The sequence below is a fragment of the Microbacterium sp. NPDC057659 genome (genome assembly GCF_042799915.1).
Lineage (GTDB): Bacteria > Actinomycetota > Actinomycetes > Actinomycetales > Microbacteriaceae > Microbacterium.
Window position 1 is genome coordinate 1,135,428 of the sequence record NZ_JBHVHU010000001.1, and the last position, 12,316, is coordinate 1,147,743.

Sequence of the window (12,316 nt, forward strand, 5' to 3'; positions counted from 1 at the left end):
TCACTCCCCCTGAGGAGGAAGCGCGGCGACGACCGGGTGGTCGTGGTGGATGACGCCGACCTTGGCCGCACCGCCAGGAGACCCGATCTCGTCGAAGAACTCGACGTTGGCCTTGTAGTAGTCGGCCCATTCCTCGGGGAGATCGTCCTCGTAGTAGATGGCCTCGACGGGGCAGACCGGCTCGCAGGCGCCGCAGTCCACGCACTCGTCCGGGTGGATGTACAGCGAGCGCTCGCCCTCGTAGATGCAATCGACGGGGCATTCGTCGACGCAGGCACGGTCCTTCACGTCGACACAGGGCAGGGCGATCACATAGGTCACCCGCCCAGTCTACGACCGATCGGCGGTCGCCTCCGGTCGCTTCGCGGTCGCTCGCAGCCTCGCCATGTCGGGGAAGGCGACCACCATCAGCACGATCGCGGCGACCACGAAGATCCAGATCTGCCCCAGCGGCGTGTTCGGCACGATGACGGATCCGCCCGGTCCGCGCTGCGAGATCACGAAGATCAGCACCAGCATCCCGATTCCGGCTGCGAGAGCCGCCCAGCGATCGTGGGTGAGCGCGCGAAGGGCGATCAGCAGTGCGCCGCAGGCGATCGCGCCGAGGATCATCCCCACCGGGATCGGACCCCACGTGAAGCTGTGGGCGATGGTCGCGGCGGTGCCGTACACCGCGCCGGCGACGGCGGCGGCGATCCAGGAGAGGCCGCGGGAGATCCAGTGGGGCACGGGGAAAGCCTAGTGCGCCCGGCTATGCGGCCCAGCCCAGCATCCGCAGCACCGCCGCGACGAGCGCTGCGGCGATCACGACGACGAGGAACGACTGCCGCAGCCAGAGCAGGCCGGCCGCGACGAGCACGGCCGGCACCCGGGCGTCGACGACGATCTCCTGTCCGCTGCCGAGCGTCTGCACGGCGACGAGCGCAGCCAGCAGCGCGACGGTGAGCAGATCGGAGATGCGGGCCGGACGCGGCGCCTCCATCACCCGCGCGGGGATCAGATAGCCGAAGGCCTTCAGCGCGACGCAGATGCAGGCGGCGAGCAGCACCGCGCTCCAGACGCTCACGAGACCGCCTCTTTCACCGGTGCCTGGTCGCGGCCCAGCCAGTTGAACCAGCCGACCACGATCGCCACGACGGCGGCCACCAGCACCGGGAGGCCCGGCATCAGCACCGGGGTGAGCGCAGCGGCGACCACGGCAGCGGCGACGCCGACCACGATCGCCTGCCGCTGCTTCAGCCGCGGCCAGAGCAGCGCGAGGAAGGCGGCCGCCGCGGCAGCATCCAGCCCCCAGGCCCGGGGATCGCCGAGCACGTCGCCGAGGAGCGCCCCCACCAGCGTCGTCACGTTCCAGCCCAGGTAGATGCCGAGCCCGGTCACCCAGAAGCCGAGCCGGGCGAGCCGCGGGTCGTCCTGCGAGATGGCCACGGCGGTGGACTCATCGATCGTGAACTGCGCGGCGGCGGCCCGGCGGCGGAATCCGGCGCCGATGATCGGCGACATCCGCATCCCGTAGGCGACGTTGCGCACGCCGAGCAGACCGGCCGAGGCGATCGCCGCGGGCAGCGCGGCCACTCCCCCCGATGCGAAGACGCCGATGAAGGCGAACTGCGATCCGCCCGTGAACATGACCAGACTGAGCACGCAGGTCTGCCAGACGTCGAGGCCGGCGGCCACCGCGAGCGCGCCGAAGGAGATGCCGTAGGCACTCGTCGCGATCGCGACGCCCAGGGCCTCCCGCCACACCACTGCGGAGCCCTCACGCACGGGTGTTCGATCCGTCGAACGCATGGACAACATTCTGAACGCGTGAGAAACGATCGTCAAGTCGAACGATCGTTTGTCATACTGAACGCATGGATGATCTCCGCGAACGCATCGCCCGGGCCCTGCGCCGAGAGCGCGAGGCGTCCGGCATCTCGGTCTCCGAACTGGCCAGGCGCGCCGGCGTCTCGAAGGCGACCGTCTCGCAGCTCGAGAGCGGCGCGGGCAATCCCAGCGTCGAGACGCTGTGGGCGCTCGGCGACGCGCTCGGCATCCCGTTCGCGACCCTGGTCGAGGAGCGGACGACTGCACCGCGGCTGATCCGCGCCGACGAGCACGCCGGCGTCCCGTCGGCCGCGGCTCCCTATGTGGCCACTCTGCTGTCCGCGTGCCCTCCGGGCGCGCGACGCGACATCTACATCATCCAGGCCGAGCCAGGCGAGCCGCGGCGCTCGCTCCCCCATCATCTGGGCACGACCGAGCACGTCGTACTGCTGAGCGGCTCGGCCAGGCTCGGCCCGGCGGATGCGGCAGAGGTGCTGCATCCCGGCGACTACATCTCCTACGCGGGGGACGCCGCTCACATCTTCGAGGCACTCGAGCCCGGAACCAGCGCAGTCCTGCTCTCCGAGCTTCGGTGAGCAGGACTGCGCTGAAGTCGACTGGCTGTCAGTACCAGTTCATCGCCTGGGAGTGACCCCACGCACTGCACGGCGTGCCGTACGCGCGCTTGATGTAGTCCAGGCCCCACGAGATCTGCGTGGCGGCGTTGGTGCGCCAGTCGCTGCCGGCTGCCGCCATCTTGCTGCCGGGCAGCGCCTGCGGGATGCCGGTGGCGCCGCCGCTGTTGTTGTAGGCCTTGTAGTTCCAGCCGGACTCCTTGGTCCACAGCGAGGCGAGGCAGGAGAACTGGTCGCCGCCCCAGCCGTAGCGGCTGGACATCATCGCACGGGCCGTCGCCTTCGCCCCCTCGGGGGTGTTGTTGCGCGCCAGCGCAGCCGCAGCGGCCGCGGCGCGCTTCTTCGCCTCGGCGGCCTTCTTGGCCGCGGCATCCGCCGCTGCCTTCTTCTGCTTGGCGACCTCGAGCGCCTTGCGCAGCTCGGCGGTCTGCTCGACCGTCTCCGCCGTCTCGTCGGCGACGCCCTTGGTGCCGAGGACGATGCGCATGCCCGAGTCGCCGCGAGTGGTGGCGAGGGTGGTGATGCCGGCGGCCAGCTCGCTGGTGTCGACGGCCGTCGTGCCCTTCGGGTCGAGCGGCAGGCCGACGGTGGCGACCTCGAGGGTCGCGGCCTGCGCGTCGCGCAGGGCGCCCTGGGCGTCACGCAGGGTGTCGACGGCCTCGGTCTTGACCGAGGAGGACTTCGTGGCGGCGGAGGCAGTGGCGTTCGGCGCCGCGGCGGCGAACGTCGCGATGGTCGTGGGACGCGCGTCGGTGTTCTCCGCGGCCGAGGCCATCGAGGCGGTGCCCGCGGTGACCGCGATGGTCAGGATCGCGGCGGCCGCGACGCCGATGGCCACCGGCTGCCGGCTTGTGACGTCGGCGTGTGCGCGCGCCATCGTTGCGGCGCGTCGGGACGCACGGGTAGTAGGGGTGTTCAGCATGAGGGTGTCGACTTTCGGGTCGTCGTCGGCCCGGACCCCGCACAGGGCTGCTCATCGGGAGCGGTATCCCGGGCACGGCTAACGACTCTGGTATGCCCACCTGGACAGACCTTGGTCGATTCCGGTGAATCGCGGCGTCAAGCTCTCGGGAAAGTGTGTTATGAGATCGTGATTTTTCGACACGGAGCGCCCTCGAACGTCCCGGATTCTCCCCGGATACACAGAAAAGCCCCGGTCGGAGACCGGGGCTTTTCGTGTGGAACAGGTCAGGCGTTCGCGTCCTGGCGCTTCAGACGCGCGGTCTCGCGGGCGCGGATCGTCTGGTCCAGGGTGACCTTGCGGATGCGCACCTTCTCGGGCGTGACCTCGACGCATTCGTCGTCGCGGGCGAACTCCAGGCTCTCCTCGAGCGAGAGCTGACGGGGCGGGGTGAGCCGCTCCAGCTCGTCCGCCGTGGAGGAGCGCATGTTGGTGAGCTTCTTCTCCTTGGTGATGTTCACGTCCATGTCGTCGGCGCGGGTGTTCTCGCCGACGACCATGCCCTCGTAGACCTCTTCGGTCGGGTTCACGAAGAAGCTCATGCGCTCCTGCAAGGCCATCATCGCGAACGGCGTCACGACGCCGGCGCGGTCGGCGACGATCGACCCGGACGCGCGGGCGACGATCTGGCCGGCCCACTCGTCGTAGCCGTGCGAGATCGCGTTGGCGATGCCGGTGCCGCGGGTGACGGACATGAACTCGGTGCGGAAGCCGATCAGGCCGCGCGAGGGGACGACGAACTCCATGCGCACCCAGCCGGTGCCGTGGTTGCTCATGCCCTCCATGCGGCCCTTGCGTGCGGCCAGCAGCTGCGTGATGGCGCCGAGGTACTCCTCGGGGGCGTCGATCGTCAGGTGCTCGAAGGGCTCGGTGACCTTGCCGTGCTCGTTGCGGCGGGTGACCACCTGCGGCTTGCCGACGGTCAGCTCGAAGCCCTCACGACGCATGTTCTCGACCAGGATGGCCAGCGCCAGCTCACCGCGGCCCTGCACCTCCCAGGCATCCGGACGGCCCACGTCGACCACCTTGAGCGAGACGTTTCCGATCAACTCGCGGTCGAGGCGGTCCTTCACCATGCGGGCGGTGAGCTTGTGGCCCTTGACCTTGCCGACCAGCGGCGAGGTGTTCGTGCCGATGGTCATCGAGATGGCCGGGTCGTCGACGTGGATGGCCGGCAGCGGACGCACGTCCTCCGGGTCGGCGATGGTCTCGCCGATGGTGATGTCGTCGAAGCCGGCGATGGCGACGATGTCGCCGGGACCGGCGGACTCGGCCGGGTACCGGTCGAGCGCCTTGGTCATCAGCAGCTCGGTGACACGGGCGTTCGCGTGCGATCCGTCGTGACGCACCCAGGCGACCGTCTGGCCCTTCTTCAGCGTGCCGTTGAAGATGCGCAGCAGCGCCAGGCGGCCGAGGAACGGGCTGGAGTCGAGGTTGGTGACCCATGCCTGCAGCGGCGCCTCGTCGTCGTAGGCCGGTGCGGGGACGTGCTCGAGGATCGCGGCGAACAGCGGCTCGAGGTCGTCGTTGTCGGGCAGGGTGCCGTTCTCGGGACGGTTGGCGGATGCCGCGCCTGCGCGGCCCGATGCGTACACGACCGGCACGTCGAGCAGAGCGTCGACGTCAAGGTCGGGCACGTCGTCGACGAGGTCGGATGCCAGGCCGAGCAGCAGATCGTGCGCCTCCTCCTCGACCTCCGCGATGCGGGCGTCGGGGCGGTCGGTCTTGTTCACCAGCAGGATGACGGGCAGCTTGGCCTCGAGTGCCTTGCGCAGCACGAAGCGGGTCTGCGGCAGCGGGCCCTCGCTGGCGTCGACCAGCAGCACCACGCCGTCGACCATCGACAGCGCGCGCTCGACCTCGCCACCGAAGTCGGCGTGGCCGGGCGTGTCGACGACGTTGATCGTCACCGGCACATCGGTGTGGGCGCCGTTGTACGTGATCGCCGTGTTCTTGGCGAGGATCGTGATGCCCTTCTCACGCTCGAGGTCGTTCGAGTCCATCGCGCGCTCTTCGACGTGCGCGTGCTCGCCGAAGGAGCCGGTCTGACGGAGCATCGCGTCGACGAGCGTGGTCTTGCCGTGGTCGACGTGAGCGACGATTGCGACGTTACGGAGGTCCGGGCGAAGGGCATGCGCCATGAAGGTGTCCTAAACAGGTGGGAGAAGCGCCGGGAAACCGACGTTCCAGGATAGCAAACGCCGCTGAGTGGCTCCCGAGTCCGGGCGTGTCACCCGGGCAGGCCGAACAGCGCGGGCCATGTCGCGGCCGCCCAGGGGTACCCGACGAAGGCCGTCGCGTCGATCAGGAAGTGCGCCACGAGGAAGGGCAGCAGCCTGCCGGAACGCGAGAACAGCCATCCGAACAGCAGGCCCATCGCGAGGTTGCCGACGAACGCCCCCGGCCCCTGGTACAGGTGGTAACTGGCGCGCAGGATGCTGGTGGCGATGATGATCGACCAGGTGCCCCAGCCCAGCTGTCTCAACCGGGCGAACAGGTAGCCGAGCACCACGAACTCCTCCTGGATCGAGGCGCGCGCCGCCGAGAGCAGCAGGATCGGCACAGTCCACCAGTGCGCCGACAGGCCCCCGGGGTCGACGGCGACGAAGAGGCCGAGCGCACGGCCCGCGAGGTACAGCCCGATCCCCGGTATGCCGATCGCGAGCACCAGAAGGATGCCTCGTCCGGTGTCGCCGGCGACCCGTGTGCCGTCCAGCCCCAGCCTGCCCAGGTGCGGGCGGCGGTTCTGCCAGAGCAGGAAGCAGACCAGCAGCACCGGCACGATCCCGAACCCGATGCTCAGCACCTGGTAGATGAAGTCGAACACCTCGCGGTCGCTGCGCGACGGGTTCAGCGTCGCGGTCTGGTCGGCCAGCGGAGTGGAGTCGGTCAGCCGGTAGGCCAGCTGCACGATCGAGTAGATCGCCGACTGCCCCAGCCCGAGAGCCAGCACGATCGCGATCTCCCACCACAGGCGGGCGGGCCCCTCATCCGGTTTCGCCGGGACAGGGGGTGTGGGGGCGGCGGTCACGTGCCGATGCTACGCCGGGTCAGCGGGTGAGCAGCACGGCGATGACGGCCCAGACGGCGATCACCGCGAAGGCGATCACGGCGGGCCAGTCCCAGGTGCGCCGGATCGGAGCATCGGCCGTGGCATCCGCCAGCGACTGCCGCTCCTGGATCTCCGCCAGCGCCCGCACGCCGGCCGGGACCTTGACGCCCTCGACCTCGCGCTCGCGCTGGGTCTGCCGGCGCGCGCGGGCGTGCGCCGGGCCGCCCATCGCGGTGACCTTCGAGTCATCGTCGAGCAGGAACTCCAGCTGCCAGCGGAAGTCCGCCTTGCGCAGGCGCTTCCACCCGAACGAGGTGCGGCGCAGCATGTTCTGCACCACGACGCCGGCGTCGTCGACGCGCACGGATGACGCCGCGGATGCCTCGTAGATCACCCACAGCGCCAGCAGCGGCCACGGCGCGATCAGGAGCATCAGCGACCAGCTGCCGCGGATCACCGCGTCGCCCAGCAGGAACAGCACGAGCGCCGCGGCGGCGAAGAACGCGACGATGCCGGTCGGCGTGCGGAACGTCCGCACGCCGACCGGCGATTCGGAATCGGTCACGCCCCGGCACCGCCGAGCGGAATCGAGGCTCCCGGGATCGCCTGCAGCAGGCGATCCGTGTACTCCTGCTGCGGGTTGGCGAAGATCTCATCGACCGTGCCCTGCTCGACCAGCTTGCCCTTCTCCATCACGCACACCAGGTCGCTGGAGACACGCACCACCGCGAGGTCGTGCGTGATGAAGAGGTAGGTCAGGCCGAGCTCGGTCTGCAGCTCGGTGAGCAGGCGCAGGATCTGGGCCTGCACCAGCACATCGAGCGCCGAGACGGCCTCGTCGAGCACGACGACCTCGGGCTTGAGCGCCAGTGCGCGGGCGATCGCCACGCGCTGCCGCTGTCCACCGGAGAGCTCGTTCGGGTAACGCGTCGCCAGCTCGGGCGGCAGCGCCACCTGGTCGAGCAGCTCCAGCACCCGCTCGCGCCGCGACGCCTGGTCACCGACCCCGTGGATGTGCAGCGGCTCGGCGATCGTGTTGCCGATGTTGCGCAGCGGGTCCATCGATCCGTACGGATCCTGGAACACCGGCTGCATACGACGCCGCAGCCGGAACGCCTGCGCATTGGACAGGTGCGAGACGTCCTCACCGCCGACCTCGATCAGGCCCGAGGTCGGCGACTCCAGCTGGAGCACCATCCGCGCGACCGTGGTCTTGCCCGAACCGGACTCGCCCACCAGAGCCAGCGTCTTGCCGCGAGGGATCTCGAAGCTGACGTCGTCGACCGCGCGGAACAGCTCGCTGCGGAAGTTGCCCTGCCGGATCTTGAAGTCCTTCGTGAGCCCTTCCACCTTGACCATCGTGGTGCCGGTCAGCTCTTCCGCATGCGCCACACCGCGGTCCTCGACCTCGGCCTGGATGCGCTGCGACGCCACGCTCGGTGCCGCGGCGACCAGTCGCTTCGTGTACGGATGCTGCGGATCTTCGAGGATCTCGCGGCTGGGGCCGGACTCGACGATCTCACCCTGGTTCATCACGATGATCTTCGACGCGCGCTCGGCGGCGAGCCCGAGGTCGTGCGTGATGAGCAGCACCGAGGTGCCGCGGTCACGGGTCAGCGACGCCATGTGATCGAGGATCACGCGCTGCACCGTGACATCCAGTGCCGAGGTCGGCTCATCGGCGATGAGCAGCTTCGGGTCGGCCGCGAGGCCGATGCCGATCAGCGCACGCTGGCGCATGCCGCCCGAGAACTGGTGCGGGTACTGGTGCAGACGGCGCTCGGCGTCGGCAAGGCCGGCCTGCTTGAGCACCTCGATCGTGCGCGCCTTGGTGTCGGCCCGGCTGCGGGACAGCCCGTTCGCGCGGATCGCCTCCTTCACCTGGAAGCCGATGCTCCACACCGGATTCAGGTTCGACATCGGGTCCTGCGGGACGAAGCCGATGTCGCGCCCGCGGATCTCCTCCATGGCGCGGCGACCGAGATTCGTGAGCTCGCGCCCGTCCATCGTGATCGACCCGCCGGTGACCTTGCCGGTGCCGGGGAGCAGATCGACGATCGCGGCCGCGGTGGTGGACTTGCCCGAACCGGACTCCCCCACGATCGCCACGGTCTCGCCGGGGAAGATGTCCAGACTGACGCCGTGCAGCACCTCGCGCTCGCCGTCCTGCCCGCGGAACGCGACCTTGAGGTCACGGATGCTGAGCAGCGGCGGCTGTTCGATGTTCGCCTCGTAGCTCATCGGCTGGCCCTCGCCCTCGGATCCATGGCGTCTCGCACGAGCTCGCCGAGCATGATGAACGCGAGCACTGTGATGGTGAGCGCGAGCGACGGGTAGATCAGCGACTCCGGTGCGATGCGCAGCGACCGCTGCGCATCGCTGATGTCACGGCCCCACGACATGACGCCGTCGGGAAGACCGACGCCGAGGAAGGTCAGCGTCGCCTCGGCGACGATTCCGGCGGCCATCGAGAGCGTCGCCAGTACCAGCAGCGGAGCGATCGAGTTCGGCATCACGTGGTACAGCAGCGTGGAGAACTTGCCGCGCCCGAGCGCCCGCGATGCGGTGATGAACTCGGACTGCCGGATTCTCAGCACCTCCGCACGCACGACGCGCGCGGTGGCTGCCCAGGCGAACCCGCCGATCGCGAACGAGAGCGTGAACACGTTGCGGAACTCCGAGAACACGGTCATCACGACGACGGCGGCGAGGATGTAGGGGATCGAGAAGAAGATGTCGCCGATGCGCGACAGCAGCGAGTCGAGCCATCCCCCGTAGTAGCCGGCGAACGCGCCCATGATCAGGCCGATCACCGAGCCGATGATCGCCGACAGCAGGCCGACGGTCAGCGACGTGCGCGCGCCCCAGACGATGCGGGCGTAGATGTCGCAGCCCTGGAACGTGAACCCGAGCGGATGCCCCGCCTCGGGTCCGCCGTTCGAGTTCGCCAGCTGGCAGTCGTTGTTCGGCGGGGTCTGGGTGAACAGCGTCGGCCAGATGGCCATCAGCAGGATCACGGCCACGATGCCGATCGAGATCCAGAACAGCGGACGGCGACGCAGGTCGTGCCAGGCGTCGCGCCAGAGGTTGGAGGGCTTGCCCTGCACGCGGACCGCATCGGTGGCGGGCTGCGCAGCGGTGACCTGCGCGACGAAGCGCGTTGGGTGCTGATTAGACATAACGGATCCTCGGGTCGAGAAGGCCGTACAACAGGTCCACGACGAGGTTCACGAGCACGTAGATGACGACGAAGATCGTGACGAACGACACGATCGTCGGCCCCTCGTGCTTGAGGGTCGCGTGGAACAGGACGTTGCCGACTCCTGGGATGTTGAAGATGTACTCGGTGACGGTGGCGCCGACGAGCAGCACGCCGAAGTTCGTCGCGGAGTTGGTGATCACGGGGATCAGGGAGTTGCGCAGCACGTGCACGGGCAGCACGCGGTAGCTCGGCAGTCCCTTGCTGTAGGCGGTTCGCACCCAGTCCTGGTTCAGCGTCTCGATGACCGTGCCGCGCATCAGCCGCATGCTGGTCGCGTACAGACTGAGACCCAGCACGATGGCGGGGAGCCACAGGTCGCCCCAGTCGTTCTGGCCGCCGACCGTCGGCCGGAACCAGCCGAGCTTGATCGCCAGGAAGTACTGGGCCAGGAAGCACATCACGAAGATGGGCATGGCGAGGAAGATCAGCGAGATGACGAGGTTGACGTTGTCGACGACCTTGCCCTTGCGCAGTGCCGAGATCGTGCCGATGATGATCGACAGCACGAACTCGATCGCGATGGCCATCACGGCCAGGCGAGCGGTGACGGGCAGTGTCCGGGCGAGGACCTCATTGACCGACTGCCCGGAGAAGGTGGTGCCCATGTCGCCGGTGAGCAGGCCCTTCATGTAGTAGAAGTACTGCACGAAGAACGGCTGATCCAGGTGGAACTCGGCTCGGATCGCCTCAAGCAGGGCGGGGGCCGGCGGCTTGTCGCCGAACAGGGCCGCGATGGGGTCTCCCGGCATCGCGAAGACCAGGGCGTAGATGAGCAGCGTCGACCCGAGGAAGACAGGGATCAACTGCAGGATTCGCCGAAGGATATAGGAAAACATCCACTCTCCTTTCTTGGAGGTGAAGGCACTCTTGGCACGTCATGAGGCGACGACCGTTTCGAGTCGCCGCCTCATGACGTGCCTTACCGAGTGCTTACTTCTTCGACTTGGTGATCTCGTAGTAGAGCGGCACGGAGTTCCAGCCGAACTTGACGTTCTGCACGTCCTCGCTGAAGCCGCCGTTCACGTTCTGGTACCAGAGCGGGATGGCCGGCAGGTCCTTGAGCAGCTGCTCCTGGGCCTTGGTGTAGTCGGCGCGGGCCGCCTTCTCGTCGGACGCGGCCGCACCCGAGGCGAGGTCCTTGTCGACGTCCGCGTTGGAGTAGTCGCCGTCGTTGGACGAGGCGCCGGTCGCGTACAGCGGGAACAGGAAGTTGTACAGCGACGGGTAGTCGGCCTGCCATCCGGAACGGTTCGCGGTCTGGATGGTGCGCTTGCCGTCAGCGCCACGAGCGTTGACCGCGGCACGGAGGGTGGCGAAGTCGACGTAGGCCTTGCCACCGGCGTCGATGCCGAGGGTGTTCTTGATCGAGTTGGTCACCGCGTCGACCCACACCTGGTGGGGGCCGTCGGAGTTGTAGGCGATCTCGAACTTGCCGGACCACGGCGAGATCTTGTCGGCCTCGGCCCACAGCTCCTTCGCCTTGTCGGGGTCGTACTTCAGCACGTCGCCGCCGTCGAGCTTCTCGCCGCCGCCGTCGATCACCGGGGAGGTGAAGTCGACCGCCGGGGTGCGGGTGCCGTTGAAGACCTTGTCGGTGATCTCGTCGCGGTTGATGGCCATCGAGATCGCCTGACGACGCAGCTGGCCCTCTTCGCCCGAGAAGTGCTTGATCTGCTCACCGATGGTGAACGACTGGAAGATCGCAGCGGGCTGGTTGACCGCGCGGTCGCCGAGGTCGTCCTGGTAGGTGGCGAGCGCCGACTCGGGGATCTGGTCGATCACGTCGACGTTGCCGCCCTGGAGGTCGGCGTACGCGGCGTCGAACGAGGCGTAGAACGTGATGGTCAGGCCACCGTTCTCCACCTTGCGGTCGCCCTTGTAGTCGTCGTTCTTGACCAGGTCGATCTGCACGTCGTGCTGCCACGCGCCGTCGCCGGCCAGCTTGTAGGGGCCGTTTCCGATCGGGTTCTCACCGAACTTGGCCATGTCGCCGAAGGCGACGTCGGGCAGCGGGTAGAACGCCGAGTAACCCAGACGGGTGGCGAAGTCGTTCGCGACCGGGGTGGACAGCTCGATCGTGAAGGTCTGGTCGTCGACCTTCTTCAGACCGGTGAGCTCGGAGTCGGCCTTGTCGCTGTAGCCGACGATGTCGGCGAACCAGGACTGGTTCAGCTGCTTGTTCGACAGCTGGGCGCCCCAGTTCCACGCCTTGATGAAGTTGTCGGCCTTGACGTCGGTGCCGTCAGTGAACTTCTGGCCCTTCTTGAGCTTGATCGTCAGCGTGGTGGGGCTGTCGACCTTGATCTCGTCGGCCATGTCGTTGACCAGCTTGCCGTCGCCGTCATAGTAGGCGAGGCCGGCGAAGATCGAGTCGAGGATCTTGCCGCCGCCGACCTCGTTGGTGTTGGTCGGGATCAGCGGGTTCTCCGGCTCGGAGCCGTTGGTCTTGATGATGGCGGTCTTGTCGACGTTGGCGTCGGATCCACCCTTGGTCGGTTCCGGGTTGGACCCTGAGGTGCATCCGGCGAGTGCGATAACACTCGTCGCCAGCAGTGCCGCACTCGCGAGTGCGATCTTCTTGCGCTTCACTTGTGTCC

General features: G+C 68.2%; 13 protein-coding genes. 1 reads left to right on the forward strand and 12 read right to left on the reverse strand.

Translation table 11 applies throughout. The annotated features are described in order from the left end of the window. The 4 genes from fdxA to ACFVAE_RS05435 are packed head-to-tail and all read right to left on the reverse strand — an operon-like array spanning position 1 to position 1,791. A complete protein-coding gene (gene fdxA, locus ACFVAE_RS05420; RefSeq protein ID WP_378888787.1) occupies positions 1-321 on the reverse strand; it encodes a ferredoxin in 321 nt (106 codons plus the stop codon). 9 nt (positions 322-330) lie between these two features. Further along, complete coding sequence (locus ACFVAE_RS05425; RefSeq protein WP_378888790.1) at positions 331-729, reverse strand: histidinol dehydrogenase; 399 nt, start codon at positions 727-729, stop codon at positions 331-333. 22 nt (positions 730-751) lie between these two features. Next, positions 752-1,066 (reverse strand): AzlD domain-containing protein, encoded by a 315-nt coding sequence (locus ACFVAE_RS05430; protein WP_378888793.1) that lies wholly within the window; start codon positions 1,064-1,066, stop codon positions 752-754. Then, positions 1,063-1,791, reverse strand: a complete 729-nt coding sequence (locus ACFVAE_RS05435) for an AzlC family ABC transporter permease (RefSeq protein ID WP_378888795.1) — start codon at positions 1,789-1,791, stop codon at positions 1,063-1,065. The genes ACFVAE_RS05430 and ACFVAE_RS05435 overlap by 4 nt, the downstream gene beginning before the upstream one ends. 65 nt (positions 1,792-1,856) lie before the next feature. Between ACFVAE_RS05435 and ACFVAE_RS05440 the strand changes: the two genes are divergently transcribed. Further along, positions 1,857-2,405 carry a helix-turn-helix domain-containing protein gene (locus tag ACFVAE_RS05440; protein WP_378888798.1) on the forward strand — a complete coding sequence of 183 codons (549 nt, stop codon included), beginning with the start codon at positions 1,857-1,859 and terminating at the stop codon, positions 2,403-2,405. A gap of 28 nt (positions 2,406-2,433) precedes the next feature. Here ACFVAE_RS05440 and ACFVAE_RS05445 read toward each other — a convergent pair whose 3' ends face one another. From ACFVAE_RS05445 to ACFVAE_RS05480, 8 genes are all read right to left on the reverse strand, one after another. Further along, positions 2,434-3,321 carry a phospholipase gene (locus ACFVAE_RS05445; protein ID WP_378888800.1) on the reverse strand — a complete coding sequence of 296 codons (888 nt, stop codon included), beginning with the start codon at positions 3,319-3,321 and terminating at the stop codon, positions 2,434-2,436. A gap of 311 nt (positions 3,322-3,632) precedes the next feature. Then, positions 3,633-5,546: a translational GTPase TypA gene (typA, locus tag ACFVAE_RS05450; RefSeq protein ID WP_378888802.1), complete on the reverse strand. Its 1,914-nt coding sequence runs from the start codon at positions 5,544-5,546 to the stop codon at positions 3,633-3,635. An 89-nt stretch (positions 5,547-5,635) separates the two neighbouring features. Next, positions 5,636-6,436 (reverse strand): CPBP family intramembrane glutamic endopeptidase, encoded by an 801-nt coding sequence (locus ACFVAE_RS05455; protein WP_378888805.1) that lies wholly within the window; start codon positions 6,434-6,436, stop codon positions 5,636-5,638. Positions 6,437-6,455: 19 nt separating this feature from the next. Further along, on the reverse strand, positions 6,456-7,022 hold the full coding sequence (locus ACFVAE_RS05460) for a PH domain-containing protein (protein ID WP_378888807.1): 567 nt from the start codon (positions 7,020-7,022) through the stop codon (positions 6,456-6,458). Further along, entirely contained in the window at positions 7,019-8,698 is a 1,680-nt protein-coding gene (locus ACFVAE_RS05465) for a dipeptide ABC transporter ATP-binding protein (protein ID WP_378888810.1), read from the reverse strand. The genes ACFVAE_RS05460 and ACFVAE_RS05465 overlap by 4 nt, the downstream gene beginning before the upstream one ends. Continuing rightward, on the reverse strand, positions 8,695-9,636 hold the full coding sequence (locus tag ACFVAE_RS05470; RefSeq protein ID WP_378888812.1) for an ABC transporter permease: 942 nt from the start codon (positions 9,634-9,636) through the stop codon (positions 8,695-8,697). The genes ACFVAE_RS05465 and ACFVAE_RS05470 overlap by 4 nt, the downstream gene beginning before the upstream one ends. Then, positions 9,629-10,555, reverse strand: coding sequence for an ABC transporter permease (locus ACFVAE_RS05475; protein ID WP_378888814.1), 927 nt, complete (start codon positions 10,553-10,555; stop codon positions 9,629-9,631). The genes ACFVAE_RS05470 and ACFVAE_RS05475 overlap by 8 nt, the downstream gene beginning before the upstream one ends. Before the next feature lie 94 nt (positions 10,556-10,649). Further along, positions 10,650-12,308 (reverse strand): ABC transporter substrate-binding protein, encoded by a 1,659-nt coding sequence (locus ACFVAE_RS05480; protein ID WP_378888816.1) that lies wholly within the window; start codon positions 12,306-12,308, stop codon positions 10,650-10,652. Positions 12,309-12,316 lie beyond the last annotated feature (8 nt).

Bases quoted from the DNA above. Each gene is read 5' to 3' on its own strand.
- ACFVAE_RS05435 (WP_378888795.1), bottom strand. From the start codon at position 1,791: ATGCGTTCGACGGATCGAACACCCGTGCGTGAGGGCTCCGCAGTGGTG.
- ACFVAE_RS05440 (WP_378888798.1), top strand. From the start codon at position 1,857: ATGGATGATCTCCGCGAACGCATCGCCCGGGCCCTGCGCCGAGAGCGC.
- ACFVAE_RS05445 (WP_378888800.1), bottom strand. From the start codon at position 3,321: ATGGCGCGCGCACACGCCGACGTCACAAGCCGGCAGCCGGTGGCCATC.
- typA (WP_378888802.1), bottom strand. From the start codon at position 5,546: ATGGCGCATGCCCTTCGCCCGGACCTCCGTAACGTCGCAATCGTCGCT.
- ACFVAE_RS05465 (WP_378888810.1), bottom strand. From the start codon at position 8,698: ATGAGCTACGAGGCGAACATCGAACAGCCGCCGCTGCTCAGCATCCGT.
- ACFVAE_RS05470 (WP_378888812.1), bottom strand. From the start codon at position 9,636: ATGTCTAATCAGCACCCAACGCGCTTCGTCGCGCAGGTCACCGCTGCG.
- ACFVAE_RS05475 (WP_378888814.1), bottom strand. From the start codon at position 10,555: ATGTTTTCCTATATCCTTCGGCGAATCCTGCAGTTGATCCCTGTCTTC.